This window comes from Kaistia sp. 32K (genome assembly GCF_016629525.1).
In the GTDB taxonomy this organism is placed as follows: Bacteria; Pseudomonadota; Alphaproteobacteria; order Rhizobiales; family Kaistiaceae; genus Kaistia.
Genome location: NZ_AP024269.1, coordinates 1,452,069 through 1,469,765 on the forward strand (window position 1 = coordinate 1,452,069; position 17,697 = coordinate 1,469,765).

14 protein-coding genes are annotated in these 17,697 nt (G+C 67.0%); 7 read left to right on the forward strand and 7 right to left on the reverse strand.

Annotated elements, in window-relative coordinates:
• Positions 1-337 precede the first annotated feature (337 nt).
• From K32_RS06465 to K32_RS06490, 6 genes are all read left to right on the forward strand, one after another.
• Positions 338-2,215, forward strand: a complete 1,878-nt coding sequence (locus tag K32_RS06465; protein WP_201403230.1) for an adenine deaminase — start codon at positions 338-340, stop codon at positions 2,213-2,215.
• A gap of 128 nt (positions 2,216-2,343) precedes the next feature.
• Positions 2,344-3,324: a BMP family protein gene (locus K32_RS06470; protein WP_201403231.1), complete on the forward strand. Its 981-nt coding sequence runs from the start codon at positions 2,344-2,346 to the stop codon at positions 3,322-3,324.
• A 232-nt stretch (positions 3,325-3,556) separates the two neighbouring features.
• Positions 3,557-5,128, forward strand: a complete 1,572-nt coding sequence (locus K32_RS06475) for an ABC transporter ATP-binding protein (protein WP_244669876.1) — start codon at positions 3,557-3,559, stop codon at positions 5,126-5,128.
• Positions 5,125-6,195, forward strand: a complete 1,071-nt coding sequence (locus K32_RS06480; protein WP_201403232.1) for an ABC transporter permease — start codon at positions 5,125-5,127, stop codon at positions 6,193-6,195. The genes K32_RS06475 and K32_RS06480 overlap by 4 nt, the downstream gene beginning before the upstream one ends.
• Before the next feature lie 178 nt (positions 6,196-6,373).
• The gene (locus K32_RS06485) at positions 6,374-7,327 is read left to right on the forward strand and encodes an ABC transporter permease (protein ID WP_201403233.1); all 954 of its coding nucleotides are present in this window, start codon (positions 6,374-6,376) and stop codon (positions 7,325-7,327) included.
• Between the two features lie 5 nt (positions 7,328-7,332).
• The gene (locus K32_RS06490) at positions 7,333-8,061 is read left to right on the forward strand and encodes a creatininase family protein (RefSeq protein ID WP_201403234.1); all 729 of its coding nucleotides are present in this window, start codon (positions 7,333-7,335) and stop codon (positions 8,059-8,061) included.
• Between the two features lie 68 nt (positions 8,062-8,129).
• Here K32_RS06490 and K32_RS06495 read toward each other — a convergent pair whose 3' ends face one another.
• From K32_RS06495 to K32_RS06515, 5 genes are all read right to left on the reverse strand, one after another.
• Positions 8,130-10,238 carry an ADP-ribosylglycohydrolase family protein gene (locus K32_RS06495; protein ID WP_201403235.1) on the reverse strand — a complete coding sequence of 703 codons (2,109 nt, stop codon included), beginning with the start codon at positions 10,236-10,238 and terminating at the stop codon, positions 8,130-8,132.
• 25 nt (positions 10,239-10,263) lie between these two features.
• Positions 10,264-11,109, reverse strand: coding sequence for a carbohydrate ABC transporter permease (locus K32_RS06500; RefSeq protein WP_244669877.1), 846 nt, complete (start codon positions 11,107-11,109; stop codon positions 10,264-10,266).
• Positions 11,106-11,951, reverse strand: coding sequence for a carbohydrate ABC transporter permease (locus K32_RS06505; protein WP_201403236.1), 846 nt, complete (start codon positions 11,949-11,951; stop codon positions 11,106-11,108). Before K32_RS06505 ends, K32_RS06500 begins: the two co-directional genes overlap by 4 nt.
• A gap of 64 nt (positions 11,952-12,015) precedes the next feature.
• Positions 12,016-13,332, reverse strand: coding sequence for an ABC transporter substrate-binding protein (locus K32_RS06510; protein ID WP_201403237.1), 1,317 nt, complete (start codon positions 13,330-13,332; stop codon positions 12,016-12,018).
• A 27-nt stretch (positions 13,333-13,359) separates the two neighbouring features.
• Positions 13,360-14,364 carry a LacI family DNA-binding transcriptional regulator gene (locus tag K32_RS06515; RefSeq protein ID WP_201403238.1) on the reverse strand — a complete coding sequence of 335 codons (1,005 nt, stop codon included), beginning with the start codon at positions 14,362-14,364 and terminating at the stop codon, positions 13,360-13,362.
• A 219-nt stretch (positions 14,365-14,583) separates the two neighbouring features.
• On the opposite strand from K32_RS06515, the gene K32_RS06520 reads away from it, so the two are divergent.
• Positions 14,584-15,513 (forward strand): ring-cleaving dioxygenase, encoded by a 930-nt coding sequence (locus K32_RS06520; RefSeq protein WP_201403239.1) that lies wholly within the window; start codon positions 14,584-14,586, stop codon positions 15,511-15,513.
• Positions 15,514-15,581: 68 nt separating this feature from the next.
• On the opposite strand, the gene K32_RS06525 is transcribed toward K32_RS06520, so the two are convergent.
• Complete coding sequence (locus K32_RS06525) at positions 15,582-16,931, reverse strand: MFS transporter (RefSeq protein ID WP_201403240.1); 1,350 nt, start codon at positions 16,929-16,931, stop codon at positions 15,582-15,584.
• 422 nt (positions 16,932-17,353) lie between these two features.
• The gene (locus tag K32_RS06530; protein ID WP_201403241.1) at positions 17,354-17,599 is read right to left on the reverse strand and encodes a hypothetical protein; all 246 of its coding nucleotides are present in this window, start codon (positions 17,597-17,599) and stop codon (positions 17,354-17,356) included.
• Positions 17,600-17,697 lie beyond the last annotated feature (98 nt).

Below are 17,697 nucleotides of genomic sequence, written 5' to 3' on the forward strand. Positions count from 1 at the left end.
CTAAAGTGATGTAATCGCGTCCATCTAAGTAATTGATATTGCTAGATAATAGGTGCATATCTGGGGCTCCTCCCGCCCCAGCCAGTCAGCCCAAAATCCCCGAATTCAGTCTCTTTGCACGAAACGGCTCCCGCCAGTCCGATGCCGCTGCGCGGAGCCATGGATCGCGCGTCGCACGACCCTTGGTAGGGCCGGCGCGAGCGGGCGCTCGTCCCGGTTTTGATGCACCCTGTCGCCGAGGCGCCGCTGGCCGGCAGGATCTACTGAAACGCTTTACAGGGCCGCCTGTCGCTTCTACCTCTGCCGGCTTCGCAACGTTTGCTCGACAGGCCCCCCGATGGTTTCCCCCGCCGCGCCGCTTCCCGCCGATCTCCTGATCGACGCCACCGATGAGATCGCGATCCGCCAGGATTTGACGCTGGTGGCGTTGGCCAAGCGCCCGGCCGATCGCGTGCTGCGCGTCGGGCGGCTGCTCGACGTGCATTCGCGGACTTGGGCGGACGATCAGGAGATCGTCATCAAGGGGCGGCGCATTGCCTATGTCGGCCCGGCCGGTTCCTGGACGGGCGAGGCGGCCGAGCGCCTGCACGAGCCGTATCTTGCCGCCGTGCCCGGCTTCGGCGAGGCGCACAAGCATATCGAGAGCTCGCACCTGACGCCGGAGCACGAGGCGGCGCTGGTGATGCCGCACGGCGTCACCTGGGTCTGCGAGGCGAGCCACGAATTCTCCAACGTCAACGGCGCCAACAATCTCGAGTTCTGGCTGGAGGCGCGCCGGCGCGGTTCGCCGATGAAGATTTTTCCGCTGCCGGGCTCGGCCGTGCCGCCGACCGCCTATGAATGGGGCGGCGGCTATTTCGGCTATGACGAGCAGAAGCAGTTTTTGAACGAGAGCCTGATGGTCGCCGGCCTCGACGAGGTGATGGACTGGCCGTCGGTCTGGAACCCGGAAAACCCGTCCTATGACCGGCTCTGGGGCATGATCCGCGCCACCTTCGAGAAGCGCGCCGTCGTCGAGGGCCATGCCGCCGGCCTGCGCGATCTCGCCTCGATCAATGCCTTCGCCGCCGCCGGCATGGCGTCCGACCACGAGGGCTGGTTCCTGGAGGAGGTCTGGGAGAAGCTGACGCACGGCCTGTTCGTCGAGCTGCGCCCGCATTCGCTGCCCGAGCTGATCCAGGGGCTCCTCGCCAAGGGGCTTTCCGACTGGTCGCAGATCGCCTTCGTCACCGACGACCGCAGCGCCAGCGACACGCTGAAGCTCGGCGCGACCGACTACAACATGCGGCTCGCGATCGAGAACGGCCTCGCGCCCGAGATCGCCATCCAGTGCGTCACCATCAACCCGGCCCGCCACATGCGGCTGACGCCCTGGGTCGGCTCGATCGCGCCGGGCCGTTTCGCCGACATCGTGCTGCTCGAGGACGTCGCCTCGCTGAAGATCGCCAAGGTCTGGGCCGATGGCCGTCCGGCCTCCGACGGCGCGAAGTTCGTCGGCGAGCTGCCGGCGATCGACTGGCCGGAATGGGCGACGCGGACGGTGAAGATCGACCGCACCGTCACCGCCGAGGATTTCCGCATTGCAGCACCTGGCGAGGGCGCTACCGCCAAGGCGGCGCTGCTCCGGCCGTTCCACTGGCATGATGATTTTATAACCATGGAGCTCCCCGTCGAAGACGGCGCGGTGCAGCGCGATTTCGAGCGCAACGTGACGAAGTTCGCCATTGTCGACCGCTTCTCCGGCGAGGCGAAGGTGTCAAAAATGTTCTGGCTGGGGACGGGGCCGCGCACGCCGGACACGGCGCTCGGCGCGACGCTCGGCCACGACAAGCACAATATCTGGGTCGTCGGCTCGTCGGACGAGGCGATGGCCATGGTCGCCAACGAGCTCGCCGCGCAGCAGGGCGGCTGGGTGCTGGTCTCCGGCGGCAAGGTGGTGGCGCGGGTGCTCTACGAGGTCGGCGGGCTGATGACGGCGCGGCCGGCTGACGTCCTCGATGCCGAGATGCAGGCGCTCTATGCCGAGGGCGCCAAGATTGACTGGATGTACGAGCCGACCTTCTCGCCGCGCTGGTGGCCGGGCTTCCCGGAGCGGCTCTCCTTCGCGACGCTGACCTGCGCGCCCTGGCGCTGGGTGCTGGTGGCACCGTCGCCGCTGGCGCCCGAAGGCTTCGTCAATGTGGCGACCGGCGCGACCCATCCGGTCGTCTGGTAAGGATTCCGGCAAACGGCACGATTGGAGGCTGGAAAAGCCTTCGATTTGGGCTGGCCAAAACTTGTGCATGGATTAGAGCATTCGGCCAGACGGGCGTCTGACGCCACAGCAGGGGAAAGAGGTTGCACATGTTCGAGAAATTGAAGCAGGGAATTCGCGTCGCGGCGGTCGCCTTGCCGTTCGCGTTGGGCGGCGTCGTCACGGCCGAGGCGGAAGGCCTGAAGATCGCCATGGTCCTGCCGGGCCCGATCAGCGACAATGACTGGAACTCGGTCGGCTATAACGGCCTGCAGGCGGCCGCCAAGGCGCTCGGCGCCGAAGTCGCCTATTCCGAGAACGTCAACGACGCCGATGCCGAGCGGATCCTGCGCGACTACGCCGCGCGCGGCTACAACCTCGTCTTCGCTCATTCCTTCTCCTTCGGCGACGCGGCTCTGAACGTCGCCGAGGATTTCCCGGACACGGTGTTCATGGCCGGCACGGCCAAGGAACTGGCGCCCAATCTCGGCACCTATTCCAACCCGGACTACCAGGGCGCCTATCTCGCCGGCATGCTCGGCGCCGGCGCGTCCAAGTCGAAGACGATCGGCTGGGTCGGCGGCATGCCCGCTCCCAACATGCTCGCCAACCTGCACGCCTATGAGGCGGGCGCGAAGGAGATGGTGCCGGACGCCAAGGTGCTGCACACCTTCATCGGCTCGTGGTTCGATCCGCCGAAGGCCAAGGAAGCCGCCATCGCGCAGGTCGAGCAGGGCGCCGACGTGCTCTCCGCCCAGGGTGTCGGCGTCATCGACGCGGCGCTCGCCAAGAACGTCCTCGCGCTCGGCGCCATGACCGACCAGAACCACCTCGGCCCGAAGGTCGTGCTGACCAGCGTGCTCTGGGATCTCGGCCCGCTCGTCACCGCCGTCGGCAAGGCGGTCGAGGACAAGAGCTGGAAGAGCGAGAACTGGGCCTATGGCATCGCCGAGGGCTCGGTGAAGCTCGCCGACTTCCACGGCCTGGACGCCGGCGTGCCGCCGGAGGTGCTGAAGGCGGTGCAGGCCAAGTTCGACGCGATCAAGTCCGGCGCCTTCACCGTGCCGCTCGACACCTCGAACGCCGAGTAGTTTTTCTCCCGGCAGGCCGGGCGCTCGCGTCCGGCCTGCCATTTGCATGCTCCGCCGCCATTCCGGGCTTGACCCGGGATCCATTCAGCCGTGGCGGACCGCGCTTAAGGCGACGATGTTTCGGCTGTATGGATCCCCGCCTTCGCGGGGATGACGGAGTTTGGGATGGCTGCTGCGACAGCCTCCCGACAGTTGTTTGCTTCCCGGCCCGCCAGACGGCGAGAGGACCGATTTGACAGCTTCCGCCAACCCTCTCCTCGACATGCGCGGCATCCGCGTCGTGTTCGGGCCGCTCGTCGCCAATGATGACGTCAACCTGGTGGTCGACCGGGGCGAGATCCACGCGCTGCTCGGCGAGAACGGCGCCGGCAAGTCGACGCTGATGCGGGCGCTCGCCGGCCTGCTCCAGCCTGCGGCGGGCGAGATCCGCATCGACGGCAAACTCGAGCCGCTCGGCTCGGCGCATGAGGCGATGCGGCTCGGTATCGGCATGGTGCATCAGCATTTCATGCTCGTGCCGACGCTGACGGTGGCGGAGAATGTCTGTCTCGGCCTCGCCTCGACCGGCCGCGTCTTCCCGGATTTGAAGACCGCCGCGGCGAAAATCCGCGATCTGGCAGATACCTATGGCTTGGATGTCGATCCGAATGCGCGCGTCGCCGATCTGTCGATCGCCGGCCAGCAGCGCGTCGAGATCCTGAAGGCGCTCTATCGCGGCGCCCGCATCCTGATCCTCGACGAGCCGACCGCCGTGCTGACGCCGCAGGAGACGGAAGGGCTGTTCCGCATCCTGCGCTCGCTGGCGGCCGAGGGCACGGCGATCCTCTTCATCAGCCACAAGCTGAACGAGGTGATGGCGCTCACCTCCGGCGTCACGGTGCTCAGGCAGGGCAGGGTCGTCGCCTCTGCGAAGACCGCGGACACCGACGCACGCGGCCTGGCGCGGATGATGGTCGGTTCCGAGATCGAGCTGCCGAAGCTGGAAGACGTGCCGTCGCTGGAAGCGGCCGGCGCCGAGCCGGATGCCGCAGGCCAGCCGGCGCGGGCGACGGCGACGCCGATCCTCGCCGTCGAAAACGTCGTCTGCCGCGATGGGCGCGGAACGATCCGGGTCGATCGCGCCAGCCTCAAAGTGCGGCCGGGCGAGATCGTCGGCGTCGCCGGCGTTGACGGCAATGGCCAGCAGGAACTCGCCGAAGCGATCGTCGGCCTTGCGAAGACCGAGGCCGGCACGATCCGCCTGATGGGCGAGGACGTGACGGCGGCCTCGGTGGCGCGTCGCATCGCGCTCGGCCTCGCGCATATCCCCGAGGACCGGCACCGCACGGCGATCGTCGGACCGATGTCGATCGAGGACAATCTCATTCTGGAGCAGGCCGGCGACGCGCCGCTCTCGAAGCGCGGCTGGCTCGACCGCCGCGCCATCGCCGAGAATGCGCGGCGGATCATGGCCGAATTCGACGTGCGCGCGACCGGCGCGAACCAGAAGGTCGGCACGCTCTCGGGCGGCAACCAGCAGAAGGTGGTGCTCGGCCGGGCACTGTCGCGTGCGCCAAACCTCGTCGTCGCGGTGCAGCCGGTGCGCGGGCTCGATGTCGGCGCGACTGCCTTCGTGCACCGGCAGTTGCTGGCGCGCCGGGCGGCCGGCGCCGGCGTGCTGCTGATCTCGACGGAGTTGGACGAGATCCTGGCGCTGTCGGACCGCATCGTCGTGATGTTCAAGGGCGCGATCATGGGCGAACTCGCCCGCGCCGAAGTGACGGTTGAAAGGCTCGGACTGATGATGGCGGGACGGACGGCATGAGCGCGGTCGAACCGATGCCCGCCGCGAAATTCAAACTGCCGCCGGCGCTCGCCGGCAGCATCTTCGCGGTGCTGGCCGCCTTCGTTGTCGGCGCGGCTTTGATCGCCGCCGTCGGCGTCAATCCAATCACCGCCTATTCGGCGCTGTTCGAGGCGGCACTCGGCAGCCGCAACGGCCTCGCCGAGACGCTGCTGCGCACCGTGCCGCTGGCGCTTTGCGGCCTCGGCATCGCGCTGGCCTTCCGGGCCGGCGTGTTCAATGTCGGCGCCGAGGGCCAGCTCTTTCTCGGCGGCACGGCGGCGGCGGCCGTCGGCGTGGCGGGGGCAGGGCTGCCAGGCTATCTGCTGCTGCCGGCGATGGGGCTTTCGGCGATGATCGCCGGCGCGCTCTGGTCGGGCCTTGCCGCCTGGCTGAAGCTGCGCTTCCGCGCCGATGAGCTGATCACCACGATCATGCTGAACTATGTCGCGATCCACCTCGTCGGCTTCCTGCTGCACGGGCCGCTGCGCGATCCCAATGCGGCGTTGGCGCAGACCGCGCGACTGACGGCCGACGCGCGCCTGCCGGTGCTGCTCTCTGGCACGCGGCTGCATGCGGGCATCCTGATCGTCGTCATCGCCGTCATCCTCGCCCATCTGTTCCTCTGGAAGCGCACCAACGGTTTTCGCCTGCGCGTCGTGGGACTTAACCCACGCGCGGCGCTGAACGCCGGCATGAATGTGCGCGGCACCATCCTGTTCGGCTTTCTCATCTGCGGCGCGCTGGCGGGGCTCGCCGGTTTCGCCGAGGTTTCCGGCGTGCAGCGGCGGATGATCGAGAACCTGTCGCCCGGCTTCGGCTACACGGCGATCATCGTGGCGCTGCTCGGCCAGACCAACCCGTTTGGCGTGCTCGCCGCCGCCTTCCTGTTCGCGGCGCTGCAGATCGGCGCCACGACGATGGAATCGGCGGCCGGCGTTCCTGGCACGCTCACCACCGTGATCCAGGGCCTCGTCGTGCTGTTCCTCCTCGGCCGCCCGGCGCTCGCCATGCTGCGCGACCGGCTTTTTGGCGGAGGCGCGAGATGAGGACTGTCTTGTCTCTCACCACCAATCTCCGGCGTCGTCCCGGGGATCCATACAGCTTCCGTCGGAAGGCGGCTGCATGGATCCCGGGCCAAGCCCGGGATGACGGCGAGGGTGAAATAGGCGTCGGAGCCACGACTGCTACGGCCCATATCGAAGCCTCGAGCGAGAGGCCCGTTCCATGCAGTTCCTGAATTTCCTCACCGATCCGGTGCTTGCCGGCTTCCTCGCCGCCTCGATGCGGCTCGCCATCCCGATCATGCTGGCAGCACTCGGCGGGCTGTTTTCCGAGCGCTCCGGCGTGCTCAACATCGGCCTCGAGGGCGCGATGCTGATCGGCGCCTTTGTCGGTTTCGTCGCCGCCTTCCTGAGCGGCAGCCTGGCGCTCGGCGTCCTCGCGGCTGTTCTCGCCGGCATCGTCTTCGGCCTGATCCTCGGCTTCTACACGATCACGCTCGGCGCCAATCAGGTCGTCGTCGGCATCGCGATGAACCTGCTCGCGGTCGGCGTCACCGCCTTTTTCTACCGGCTGATCTTCGGCTCCGGCACGCAGAGCCCGCGCATCGACGCCTTCCCGCCGCTCGATCTGGGCGCGCTCGCCGATATCCCTCTGATCGGCCCGCTGCTGTTCCGGCAGGATCTCCTCGCCTATGTCGCGCTCGGCCTCGTCGTCGTCGCCTGGGTGGTGATGGCAAAGACCCGCCTCGGCCTCAACATCCGCGCCGTCGGCGAACATCCGGAAGCGGCGGAGACGCTCGGCCTCGACGTCTACCGCATCCGCTATCTCGCCGTCGCCATCTCCGGCGCGCTCGCCGGTCTTGGCGGCGCGTTCCTGTCGCTCTCGGCGACCGGCATCTTCATCGACAACATGACGGCGGGACGCGGCTATATCGCGCTGGCGATCCTGATCCTCGGCCGCCGCCATCCCGTCGGCGTGCTGCTGGCAGCGCTCCTTTTCGGCGCAGCCGACGCGCTGCAGCTGCGCGCGCAGCTGCTGCCGACCGGCGTGCCGTTCCAGTTCATGCTGATGCTTCCCTACGTTCTCACCATCATTGTGCTGGCCGGCTTCGTCGGACGCGGCGGCGCACCCGCAGCCCTCGGCGTGCCGTTCCGGCGCGGCCGCTCCGGAGACTGATTGCCATGCTCGATCTTCATGCCGCCACGTCGCCGGAAGTGAAGGAAGCGCTCGAAAAGGGCGCGGTCGCGGTGCTCGCGGTCGGCGCGCTGGAGCAGCATGGCGCGCATCTGCCGCTCTCGACCGACACGATCATGGCGCAGGGCGTGGCAAGGCGGATCGCCGCCGAGATCGATGGCCTGCTGCTGCCGCCGATCGCCTATGGCGACGCGTGGAACAACGAGGGCTTCGCCGGCACGCTGTCGCTGTCCTCGGACACGATGCGGGCGATCTTCCTCGATATCGGCCGCGGCCTGAAGCGGATGGGCGTCAAGGCGCTCATCATCATCAACGGCCATTTCGGCAATCGCGTCGCGATCAGCCAAGCGGCGCAGGTGCTGAAGGTCGAGGCCGGCTTCCCGGTGATGTATCTCGACTATCCCGGCATGGAAGCGATCGCGTCCAAGATCTGCGACAGCGAGCCGGCGGCGCCGACCTTCTACCACGCCGACGAGGTGGAGACCTCGATGGTGCTGGCGCTGGAGCCGGAGCTGGTGCGGATGGACAAGGCGGCGCCGGAATATCCGGTGTTCCCCGAGACGTTCGGGCTGGAGCCGATGGGGCTCGACAGCTTCAACAAGTCCGGCGTGTTCGGCGACCCGCGTCCGTCGACGGCGGAAAAGGGCGAGACGCTCATCGCCGGCATCACGGAAGAGAGCGTCCGGCTGATCCGGCTCTTTCTCGCGAAGCTCTGACGCTTTTCAACGCATGGTCTGCATCACGCAGGGGGCAGGGCCCCCTGCGTGATTTGTTATAGCCGCGATCAGGCGGCCGAGATCTTGACCGCGTCGGTCGAGAGCGCGCCCTCGCGGACGGTCAAGCCGATGCCGCCATCCCGGAACGCTTCAGCGCTGTCGTCGGTCGCCTCGATGGCGACGCCGCCGACGGTGGCCGAGATCGTCGAGCCGACGACCTTGGCGTGGACGGGGATCGCCTGCTCCAGCACGAAGTCGAACGGCTTCGAAGCCAGGACAACTTCCTTGTCGTCGCGGACGCGCACGATCTGCAACTCGCCGCTCTGCGTGACGCGCAGGTCGTAGTAGCGACGCAGGCCCTGGACGCGCAGCGCGACGCCGCCATAGACGGCGAGATGGATCATGATGTCGGCGTCGAGCGCGTAATCGGTCCATTCGCGCGTGCCGTGCGAGACGATGCCGTCACCGAGCGACTGCGAGATGCGGAAGCTCGGCGGGAAGCGCTTCGAGAAGAAGCTGACGCCGTTGACCCAGGCCATGCGCCAGAAATCGCCGTCGCCGGCCGGACGCTTCAGCGTCACTTCCGGCGCGCCGTCCCAGCGCAGATAGTCGACCAGGATCTTGCCGTCGGCGCGCGGACCGGATGCCGTCAGCACGACGCCGATCTCGGCGATCGGCTGGCCGTCGAGCTCCGGCAGGCGCCACGAGAGCACGGTGTCGGCGCCGGGGGCGAGCGTCACCGCCTCGCCGTCGACATCGCGCAGCTTGTCGGCGCCGTCATAGACGCGCAGACGCAGGCGAGCTTCGACGGCGCCCTTGTTGGCGGCCGGCGCCACGAGGCGCGCCGTCACCACCTGGCCCGGATAGACCAGCGGCGTCGCCATCAGGTCGTAGGTGCGCATGTTGAGCAGCTCGGGCGGCGAGAAGGTCGGCGTGATCGCCGCCGCTTCCTGGCCGGGGCCGAGCGCCTCGTAGCCGATCGAGAGCGCGCGCGCCGGGCCGAACTCCTCGTTGCCGACGCGGAGGAACGCATTCGCCGTGAAGCCGCCCTGCGGCCGGAAACCCTGCTGGCTGCCCGGCAGCGAGAAGTGGAACTGCGCGCCGTCCTTCGGCTTGTCGAGACGGCCTTCGCCGGCGAGCAGGCGGCCGAGATTGGCGAGGTAGTAGGAAACGCGGACGGCGTCGTTGATCGAATTGCCGCCATCGGCCGAGGAGATCAGCAGACGGTCGGCGATCGGGCCGCGCCAGTCGGGGCCGGCCTCGATGCCGTCGAGACCCAGCATGATGCCCATCAGGCAGCCGACATTGCCGGCGTTGCAATCGGTGTCCCAGCCCGACGTGTTGACGATCATCTGCGCCTTCTGGAAATCGTCGGGCGCATAGAGCACCGACATGATCATCAGCGCGTGGTTCGGCACGACGTGACAGTTGCCGGGATATTTGTCGTAGCCGTAATGGTCCTGGATCAGCTGCCGGGCGACGCGCCAGTCGGCGTTCTCCTTGTGCCAGCGGCGGACGTCGGCGATCAGCTTGGCGATCAGGCTGTCGGCCGGGATGACCGAGAGGCCGACATCGAGCAGGTGGTCGATGTCGCGGCTCTTGAAGGCTTCCGCTTCCATCGCCGCCCAGAGCATGGCCGCATAGACGGATTCGCCGTCATGGCTGACCTTGCCGGCCTGCTCGGCGAGCTTCGCCGCCAGCTTCGGCTGGTTCGGCGCGACCAGCGCCCAGCCGTCGATGAAGATCTGCGCGCCGATCTGCTCGGCGACCGGCTGGCCGTTGACGGCGATCGAGCCGGAGGCGGGGGCGGGGATGCCCTTCTTCAGGTTGATCCAGGCAGTGTGCTCGGTCGAGTTGCCGACGCCACCCCACCACAGGATCGAGCGCTCCTCGACGATGTAGTTGAGCCAGGCCTTGCCGATGTCCTCGGCCTTGAGGTCCGGCGAGATGCCGTAGTCTTCCAGCGCGCGGACGAAGGTGAAGGTGCCGGCGACGTCGTCATCGGTGACGACGAGCGGCTGGTCGAGGCGATCGTGGACGTAATAGTCGATCGGCCCCAGCTCTTCCATGATGCGCTGGTAGGTCCAGCCCTCGAACGGGCGGCCGAGATAGACGCCGATCAGCTTGCCGAGAACGCCGGCATAGACGCGGTCCAGATAATCGTTCGGTAGGGTCAATGTTGCCTCCATGGAAACTTTGTTCTCAGCCCTTCACCGAGCCGCCGGCCATGCCTTCGATGAAGCGGCGCTGCAGCAGGACGAAGAGGATGACGACGGGAAGGACGATGATCAGCGCGGCGGCCATGATCTCACCCCAGTCCGAGCTGTACTGGCCGCTCAGCAGGAAGAAGGAGACGATGGCCGTCATGTTGTCGGAGCCCTGCAGGAAGGTCGTGGCGATCAGGAACTCGTTCCACGAATAGAGCCCGATGATCAGCGCGACGGTCAGGATGCCGGGCGAGACGATCGGCAGCATCACCCGGGTGAAGATCTGCCAGTGATTGGCGCCGTCGATCTGGGCTGCTTCTTCCAGCTCGCGCGGAATGGCGAGGAAATAGGTCCGCAGCAGCATGACGGCGAAGGGCGAGAAGATCGCCGTGTAGATCAGCGCCACGGCGAAGGGGTTGTTGATCAGCCCGAGCTTGGCGAAGCCGAAATAGAGCGGGAACAGGAAGAGCTGGATCGGCGCCGTGGTGGTGCCGAGCAGGTAGAAGGTGACGATCTTCCAGCTCTCGATCTTGCGCCGGGCCAGAACATAGGCCGTCAGCGACGACGTCGAGCACACCAGGACGATGGTGGTCGCCGTCAGGATGGCCGAGTTCAGCATGGTGGTCGAGAAGCGGGCGTCTTCCCAGGCGCGGGTGAAATTGTCCCAGCGGAAGGTTTCCGGCCACGCCAGCGGATTCTGCACGATCTGCGCCGCCGGCTTGACGGAATTGAGCACCAGCAGCGCGATCGGGAACAGCGTGATAACAAGCGCGATGACGAGCACGCCATAGGTCAGGAGGAGCGTCGTCCGGCTCTCGACGAGTTTCACTTCGTGCTTCACTGGTGGAACTCCTTGGCCTGCGCCCGGATGTAGAAGGCGGTCGCGATCAGGCCGAACAGGCTGATGACGACGGCGACGGCCGCGGCCTTGCCGACGGCGAGGTCATAGAAGGCGCTGCGATAGGCGAGGGTGGAGAGCACTTCGCTGGAGAAGGCGGGGCCGCCCTGGGTCAGGATGTAGACGAAGTCGAAGACGAGGAACGACCAGATGACGGTCATGATCATCATCAGCGTGATGGTCGGCCGGATGGCCGGGATCAGCACGTAGCGCAACGTGTTCCAGAAGCTGACGCCTTCGACGCGGGCGAACTCGATCTGCTCCTGCGGCACCTGGCGCAGCGCGGCAAAGAAGATCACGCAGAGGAAGCCCCACCAGTGCCAGAGGTCGACGGTGGCGATGCCGAGTAGCGCGGTGGAGGGCTGCGTCAGCGGGTCGACCGTCGGGAAGCCCATGCGCTGGAGCATGCCGTTCACGCCCGAGACCGGGCTGTAGATCATGCCCTGCCAGACGCGCGCCAGGATGGCGGTCGCGATGATCATCGGCATGAAATAGATCACCTGGAAGAACATGCTGCCGCGCTTGGCGACGAGCAGCAGCGTCGCCGCCAGCAATCCCATGAAGATCGGGATCGTCAGGAAGATGCCGGTCCAGATCAGATTGTTGGTGAGCGCCGTCCAGAACACGCGGTCGTACCAGAGCGCCTGGAAATTCTGCAAGCCGATGAAGACGGGCGTCGTGATGCCGTCCCAGCGGAAGAAGGCCAGCGCGATGGTCAGGAGTGCCGGAATAAGGATGATGACGACATTGATGAGCAATGTCGGGACGAGATAGAGCCGATGCATGCTGGTTTCTCCGCGGGAAGGCGCGGCGGCGCCGATCGCGCCGCCGCTCCGTCAGGCGTGGGGTTTACCGGGCCGGGATGGCCGGCACCTTGCCGTCGGCCTTTTCCTGCAGGAACGACGCGTTCAACTGCTCCAGGAACTGGGCGGTGGTGGTGCGGCCGAGCCAGACTTCCTCGATGCCGCTGACCAGGTAGGAATCGGTCGCCGGCGGCAGGAAGGTCCAGGTCGTGTAGCCGTAGTGGTTGTCGCCGACGGCGTCGGCCAGTGTCTTCATCGTCTCGTTGTAGAGCGGCAGGCCGTTGTCGACCTTCACCTTCGACAGGTCGTCCAGCGGCGTGTTCCACTCGCCCGGCCAGACCGAGTTCATGACGCCGTAGGTGCGGTCGGAGAAGATGTAGTCGATCGCCGTCGCGGCGCCGTCGGCGTTCTTGGAAGCCGAGGCGATCGAGAAGGTCGAGCCGACGCCGAGCGGATAGACCGGGCCGGCGAGGCCCTCGGCGCTCGGGAAGCCGACGAAGCCGGCCTCGGCGTTGTTGCGCGGGAAATAGGTGTTCACGCGCTGGAACTGCCAGGTGCCCGTGGGCATCATGCCGGCTTGGCCGGATGCCATCTGGGCGAAGGCCTGCTCGTCGGTGAGCGAGAAGTAGTTGGGGCCGAAATAGCCCTTCTGCCACCAGCGGTTCAGCGTATCGATCGCCTTGACGAAGGGCTCGGCCGTCCAGGGAATCTCGCCCTTCAGCGCCTTGTAGACGTTCTCCGGACCGGCGATCGAGTTCAGTACGATCGAGACATAGTGCTCGTTGGCCGGGCGCCAGTTGGCGTTGCCCGAGGCGAAGGGCACGATCTTCTCGGCCAGCATGGCGTCGGCCAGCGTCTCGATCTCGGCGATCGTCGTCGGCGCCTTCCAGCCATGCTTCTCGAACAGGGTCTTGTTGTAGAAGAGGCCGAGCGTCTCGTAGGTCTTCGGCAGCGCATAGAGCTTGCCGTCATACTTGCCCATCTCGATGAAGACGGGGAGGATGCGGTCGCCCCAGCCGAAGCGGGTGAGATAGTCGTCGAGCGGCAGCAGCTGGCCGGCTCGGGCCATCGGCGCGACATAGGTCGGGCCGGCGGTATAGACGATGTCGGGGCCGTTGCCGGACAGAAGCGCCACGCGCATCTGCTTGTCGAGCTCGGTGCCGCGATAGTCGATGGTCAGCTTGAGGTCCGGGTGGTCGGCATTGAAGGGCTCGATGATGCCGGTCTTGATGAAGCCCTGCTGCTGCGGATCGGCCGCCTCGTACCACCAGGTGATGGGCTTGCCCCCCGCGAGGGCGCTGCCGATCAGGGCGGTGCTGGCGAGGAGCCCGAGGGATCCGGCGATGAATGTGCGTCTGTTCATGGTTTCCTCCTGAGATCAGTCTGACGTCTAGACCGTGCCGCGCTCGATCAGCTGGAACGGCATTTCCTCGGTAGTGCCTCCGCCCGAGCGGGATCCGCTCAGACGGTCGATCAGGATTTCGGCTGCCTTCTCTCCCATCCGGTCCTGGAACTGAGCGACGGTGCTGAGCGGCGGGGTCACCAGCCGCGCCGCCGAGATGTCGTCGAAACCGAAGACGGCGATCTGGCCGGGGATGTCGATGCCCCGCTCGCGCAGCGCCTGCATGACGCCGATCGCCATCAAATCGTTGGCGGCGAAGATCGCGGTCGGCTCGTAGCCGGTGGCGAGGATCGCCTCGGCGGCGCGAAATCCACCCGCCTCGCTGAAGGCGCTCTCGATCGCGACCAGCGGCTCGATGCCGGCGCGGGCGAGCGCCTCGCGATAGCCCTCGACGCGCACACCCTGCGGTCCGCCGCTGCCCGCCACCATGGCGATGCGCCGATGGCCCTTGGCGATGAGGTGCTCGGTGACGGCGACGGCGGCGGCCCGGCTGTCGACGAAGATGTCGTCGACGGCGAGATCGCCGCCTCGCTTCTTGGCCGATTCAATCCGCACCACCGGGACGCCGGTGTTGAGCAGGGGCACGAAATCCTGCACGCGCACCGTGAAGAAGACGCCGATGACGCCGTCGACGCGGCCCTGCCGGGCCCAGTCGAGAAAGTGCCGCTCGCGCGCCGGCACGCCGTCGGTGTTGACGGCGATGACGTCGTAGTCGCGCTCCTGGGCGATCTTCTGAACGCCGCGGATGAGGCCCGGATAGAAGGGGTTGGTGATGTCGGGGACGATGCAGGCGATGGTCATCGTCCGGCGCGTCTTCAGCGCCTGCGCGAAGCGGTTCGGGACATAGCCGAGCTCCTCGGCGACGGCGCGGATCCGCTGCACGGTCTCGGCCGAGACCGACTGCGTGCTGGCGCCTCCCAGCACCATCGACACCGTCGCCTGCGAGACGCCGGCACGGATGGCGACATCCTTCTGGGTTGGCCTGCTCGACACCGATGCTCCTCCTTATACGTATTATTTATACGTATAAGTGAGCTTTTGCGGAGTCAAATGGATTCCTTTGCTCCATCTCCGCCTCGCGGTGAAAGACCCGTCCGGTGGACAGGCTGTTCAACGCCAGGCTGTGGCGGCGGCATGGCCGAAGCGGCTCCGGCGACCTACATGGGGCTCGAACAAGCGCGGATTTCGCGCTTTGAGCCACGGGAGATCCCCATGTCGAACGGCATCCATCACGTTACCGCGATCTCCGGCCCGGCCCGCCGCAACCTCGGGTTCTATGCCGGCATTCTCGGGCTGCGCCTCGTCAAGAAGACCGTCAATTTCGACGATCCCGGCACCTATCACTTCTATTATGGCGACGAGGCGGGCCATCCGGGCACGCTTCTGACCTTCTTCCCCTGGGAGACGGCGTCGAAGGGCCAGGTCGGCACCGGCGAGACCTTCGAGACGGCGTTCCGCGTGCCGGCGGCCGCGATCGGCTACTGGGCGCAGCGCTTCGTCGAGAAGGGCGTCGCACACGAGACGCCGGCGCGGCGTTTCGGCGAGCCGGTGCTGTCGTTCCGCGATCCCGACGGCATGCGGCTGGCGCTGGTCGGCGTCGCCGGCGCGGAAAGCGAGCCCGGACGGGAAGCGGCCGACATTCCGGCCGAGATGGCGATCCGCGGCTTCCATTCGGTGACGCTGCTGATCGAGGACGCGCAGCCGACCGGCGGCATCCTCGCCGACGTCTTCGGCTTCGCCGAGACGGCGAGCGAGGGGACGACGGTTCGCTACCAGGTCGCGGGTGAGGGGCAGGGCGGCATCGTCGACCTTCGCGTCGCGCCCGGCTTTCCGCGTGGAAACCTCGGCGCTGCGTCGGTGCATCACGTCGCCTTCCGCGCCGCCGACGACGCGGCGCAGGCGGCGATGGTCGAGAGGCTGGTGGCGAACCACGGCCTCCGGACGACACGGCAGAAGGACCGCGCCTATTTCCGCTCGGTCTATTTCCACGAGCCGAACGGCGTCCTGTTCGAGATCGCCACCGACGTCCCGGGCTTCGCCGTCGACGAGCCGCTGGCCGGTCTCGGCCAGTCGCTGAAGCTGCCGGCCTTCCTCGAGCCCCGCCGCGCCACGCTCGAGCGCGTCCTGCCGGATCTCGGCTGAGGCGCCCAAACGAAAACGGCCCGCGCGAAAGCGCGGGCCGTAAAAGATGGACTGGACGAAGCCGGTGCTTACGCGTCGATGTCGACGTCCTTGGTCTCCTTGCCGGCGATGAGCGCGATCAGCGTCAGCGTCGCCATCGCCGACAAATAGATGCCGACCCAGAACGGGCTGCCGCCGCCATAGCTCCAGAGCGCCACGGCGACGAAGGGCGCCACGGCGGCGCCGAGGATCGACGACACGTTGTAGGAGATGCCCGAGCCGGTATAGCGGACATTGGCCGGGAACAGTTCCGGCAGCAGCGCGCCCATCGGCCCGAAGGTCATGCCCATCAGCGTGAAGCCGAGGATCAGCCAGGCCATGACGCCGACCGTGCCGGCGGCGAGCAGCGGCACCCAGACGAGGCCGAACAGGATGATGGCGAGCGTGATCCAGATCAGCGTCTTGCGGCGGCCCCAGCGATCGGCCCAGGGGCCGGACGCGAGCGTGAAGATGCCGAAGAAGACGACGCCGATGATCATCATGACGACGAAGGTGCGGTAGTCGTAGCCGAGGCCCGGCAGCGCGGCGTCGATCGCGGCGCGGCCATAGCTGAGCGAGAACGTCGTCATCAGGTAGAACAGCACATAGGTCGCCAGCATGTAGAAGGTGCCGAGGATCAGCTGCCGCCAATGCAGCTTGAAGGCGGCGGCGAGCGGAACCTTCTGCACCTTGCCGGTCTCGACCGTCTTCTCGAAGGCCGCGCTCTCGACGAGGTTCAGCCGGACCCAGAGCCCGACGATCACCATCACGACCGAGAACAGGAACGGGATGCGCCAGCCCCAGTCGAGGAAGGCGGTCGACGGGCGGGACGGATCGTCGGAGGGCATCAGCGCGGCGATGATCAGGAACAGGCCGTTGGCGATGATGAAGCCGACCGGCGCGCCGAGCTGCGGGAAGGTGCCGAAGATGGCGCGCTTTCCGGCGGGCGCGTTTTCCGTCGCGACCAGCGCCGCGCCGCTCCATTCGCCGCCGATCGCGAAGCCCTGCGCGAGGCGCAGCAGCACGAGCAGCCCCGGCGCGAACCAGCCGACCATCGCATAGGTCGGCAGCAGGCCGATCAGGAAGGTGGCGATGCCCATGGTGAGCAATGCGCCGACCAGCGTGATCTTGCGCCCGCGCTTGTCGCCGAGATGGCCGAAGAAGATGGCGCCGATCGGCCGCGCCACCATCGCCGCGCCGAAGATGGCGAAGGAGTTCAACAGCGCCGTCGTCTCGTTGCCGGGCGGGAAGAACAGATGCGGGAAGACCAGCACGGCCGCCGTCGCATAGACGTAGAAATCATAGAATTCGATGGTCGTGCCAACCAGGCTCGCGAGGATGACGCGCGAGCGAGAATTGGCGGGGGCGGCGGGCAGGGCCGCCGCGGTGGTCGATGTCATGGCAAATGGGCTCCACGAGGACGAAGCAGCAGCGACCGGGGTTTTTTACCCACGCGGGACGCGGGTGCGTTGGCCTGCCTGGGCGGGCCCGCCCGTTCGGTCGTGTTGCCGACTTTTGGAATTATCGACGGAGCGTATAGCCGAGGTTGAGCGTCCGTGCACGCATTCTGTGCAGGAGAGCTCGCGCGCTAAGCGGCGCGTTCGCCTGCCGCAATCCAGGCGGGTCGCAGTAGATCGATGCCGCGCATAGGTAGCGGCCAAGATGACGCCGTGCCCGATACTGCGGCGGAACTGGCGTTTCGCGGCGCGACGGCTTTCGGGCCGTCGGGGAATGGCTGTGGCGGAGACCGTGCGCTCCCGGCGCGGGGCAAAAAAGCGGCGCGCGGAACGGGTCCGCGCGCCGGCAATTTCCTGCCTTTCGGCTATTCCTTGTCGGCCATCCGCTTCAGCCGGTCGAGCACTTCGGCGACGACGATGTTCGGCGGCGGCTGGCGCGTGCCGGCCTTCATATTGCTCGGCACGTTCAGGCGCACCTTGACGGCTTCGATATCGACATCCTTGGCGCCGGGGATCGAGGCGACGAAGGCCATGATCGCCGTCATGCCGGCATCGATATTGCGCATGGCGTGATTGATCTCGTCGATCAAAGCCTGGGTATTCGGTTCCATTACGCCGTTCTCCTTGGATGGGCGCGGCTTGATCCCATGAATTGCCGGAGCTGTCGACCCTTGGCGACGTATCCGGCCGGCGCCGCCGTCTTCCGGAG

What these genes read in the sequence shown, in the direction of transcription:
- K32_RS06530 (WP_201403241.1), bottom strand. Translation starts at nt 17,599, where the DNA reads ATGGAACCGAATACCCAGGCTTTGATCGACGAGATCAATCACGCCATG.
- K32_RS06520 (WP_201403239.1), top strand. Translation starts at nt 14,584, where the DNA reads ATGTCGAACGGCATCCATCACGTTACCGCGATCTCCGGCCCGGCCCGC.
- K32_RS06480 (WP_201403232.1), top strand. Translation starts at nt 5,125, where the DNA reads ATGAGCGCGGTCGAACCGATGCCCGCCGCGAAATTCAAACTGCCGCCG.
- K32_RS06510 (WP_201403237.1), bottom strand. Translation starts at nt 13,332, where the DNA reads ATGAACAGACGCACATTCATCGCCGGATCCCTCGGGCTCCTCGCCAGC.
- K32_RS06470 (WP_201403231.1), top strand. Translation starts at nt 2,344, where the DNA reads ATGTTCGAGAAATTGAAGCAGGGAATTCGCGTCGCGGCGGTCGCCTTG.
- K32_RS06485 (WP_201403233.1), top strand. Translation starts at nt 6,374, where the DNA reads ATGCAGTTCCTGAATTTCCTCACCGATCCGGTGCTTGCCGGCTTCCTC.
- K32_RS06490 (WP_201403234.1), top strand. Translation starts at nt 7,333, where the DNA reads ATGCTCGATCTTCATGCCGCCACGTCGCCGGAAGTGAAGGAAGCGCTC.
- K32_RS06505 (WP_201403236.1), bottom strand. Translation starts at nt 11,951, where the DNA reads ATGCATCGGCTCTATCTCGTCCCGACATTGCTCATCAATGTCGTCATC.
- K32_RS06465 (WP_201403230.1), top strand. Translation starts at nt 338, where the DNA reads ATGGTTTCCCCCGCCGCGCCGCTTCCCGCCGATCTCCTGATCGACGCC.
- K32_RS06525 (WP_201403240.1), bottom strand. Translation starts at nt 16,931, where the DNA reads ATGACATCGACCACCGCGGCGGCCCTGCCCGCCGCCCCCGCCAATTCT.